The sequence below is a fragment of the Robiginitalea sp. genome (genome assembly GCF_049588695.1).
GTDB lineage: Bacteria > Bacteroidota > Bacteroidia > Flavobacteriales > Flavobacteriaceae > Robiginitalea.
The window spans coordinates 1-2,162 of the sequence record NZ_JBAVZJ010000368.1; the positions used below are offsets into that span (position 1 = coordinate 1).

At 34.7% G+C, this 2,162-nt stretch carries 3 protein-coding genes; all 3 read left to right on the forward strand.

From position 1 onward, the window contains the following. On the forward strand, positions 1 to 322 hold a 322-nt coding region (locus WBV75_RS08825), incomplete at its 5' end, for a hypothetical protein (RefSeq protein ID WP_424120260.1). Between the two features lie 171 nt (positions 323 to 493). Beyond that, complete coding sequence (locus WBV75_RS08830) at positions 494 to 937, forward strand: hypothetical protein (protein ID WP_424120261.1); 444 nt, start codon at positions 494 to 496, stop codon at positions 935 to 937. A gap of 227 nt (positions 938 to 1,164) precedes the next feature. Continuing rightward, a complete protein-coding gene (locus WBV75_RS08835) occupies positions 1,165 to 1,836 on the forward strand; it encodes a hypothetical protein (RefSeq protein ID WP_424120262.1) in 672 nt (223 codons plus the stop codon). The last annotated feature ends 326 nt before the right edge of the window (positions 1,837 to 2,162 follow it).

Here is a 2,162-nt window from a genome sequence, read left to right on the forward strand (position 1 = left end):
CCACAGAGGAGAGCTATATTTTTTTCTATACATGACAAGGTATGATAACCTGGAAGTGTCTCCTTTCTTATGGGGAATAATTGTTAATGATCTTGATAAAAATGGTATTATCTTGGATTTCGATGCACCCTACGCATCTACATCTGAATCAATTCTCTATCATCTTTGTAAGATAAAGGCATATTGTGGTCTATTCTGCAAAAAGCTGTTTGATGGTTCCGTTTCTGATTCCGAAATTGAGAAGTATATAAACAACGAACATGAAGTTCTTATTGAAATAAACAATATCCTGGAGGGGCAATATCGTAAAAATTTTCCATAGAGATTGGTTATCAATTGAATAATTAGCTAAGGCAGCTTATAATCTGCCGTAGTTGCTTAGCAGTCATATTCGATAATCATTTTTGTCAGGCGATAAAGTATGTTCAAAATGTTCCCTGTCAGCCAGGAGGCGTGCCACCAATCCAAGCATAACAAACTACATCACTAACTAATGTTTTACCAGACTATTTTACTAGCAATTTTGTTAACCTTTCCTAGCCAATATTCCTGTTTAAAACTGAATCGCTGGTTTAGTGAAGATGGAAAAGAAATTCAATGTCTCGATCTTGAAGCAGAAAGCGCCCTGTTAAAGGCTGTTCTTTCTGCCAAAGATCAATACATAAGTGAGTTTGTGGATTTCTTAATTGAAAGAGGAACGGAGTCTATTGGTTTCAAAGATTCGCATAATTTCAAGGCTAGTAGGGTTATGGTAAAAAATCATTCATTCCATTTAGTTTCAAGTGAAATCCATGAATATGAGTTGCTTTTAAATTTTTACAATTGTGCTTCTGGCAAGTTTGAGCTTGGAAATGAAAGGTATGCTGTTTATGGTAATTTTGAATTCTCTGAAAGCAAGTGGATTATTACAGAAATTGGGACCATTGAAATGGAATGATTCGGTAAAATGTCAATTCATGGCAAGGTAGTCTCGGCATAAAAACATAACACGAATCATAATAATTATGACAACTTGGTTAGCAATAGAATGGTTGTTATCATTGAACAAAATCCAGGGATATTAAATAACCCAGAATTAGCTTATATTAAACTGAAAGAATTATCGGATCTGTTACAAGATATCATTGATGCCAATCCCAGTAAGAAAATTAACGAGTTATTCTGATGATGCTTTATAAGATTCAACCAGCCTTGGTAAATAAGATTGTTGGTTATATTGTGTCTAGAAAAATGACAGAAGGTTATCAATACGACGACCCAAATTCAGTATGGAATATTAATGTTAGAGGCAAAATGGGCTTTGTCCCGAACATTGATGCCATTCAGCTATTAAAAAGAGCTAAATTGATGGATATTGTGCAATCTGTGCCTGTACCTCCCTGGGGTTTAGTAATAAGCGATAAATTATTGGAGATTTTTAAGGTTAATGTACTGCCAATAGAGCTACAGGTTTTCGATGCTTATGTCGTACACAAAGAAAAACGATATCACTACAATTATTTTTACATCTACCAATCCAATGAGCATAAATATATTGACTGGGGAAAATCCAAATTCAAACTACGTAAATTAAACCAATTGATTGGGGATGAATTTAAAGTTGACATTAAAAAGGAGAGAGCAAAATTAGAAAAAGGAATAGGTATAGACTCGTACATGCCAACAAAGTTGTTCATCAAAAAAAATGAAATTAGATCAGATATTTTGAAATTAGACCTCTCGTGCCGAGGCTACTATGTCACCGAAAAATTAAAAAACGAAATTGAAAAAGGTGATTGCCAAGGGGTAGATTTGATACCCATTGACCAGTTAGGTTTTGAAGTGGAGTTCGTCTGAAAAGAACAGAAATGGAGTAGTAAGTGAATGGAAAAAAAGTAAAAAAATAAGTAGTTTGAATGGGATTATGGACTGCGCATAGTCTGCATTATAAGTCTGCATAGAGGAATTTTTCGTATGGCTGTACAAATCACTAAACATCAATAGTTATGCATGGTCGCAGGATAATCCTTTAGTTAGGAACTAGTCAGTTTTTTTTGAATTAGCTTCCTTGAAACCCTTTTCATTTCTTCACTAACCTTGACCTTTACAATTATCAACTGGCCATCCTGGTATCAAGAACAGTCACCTGGGTTGCTTTCTCCTGAGTCGAAAGCGACCAGAGA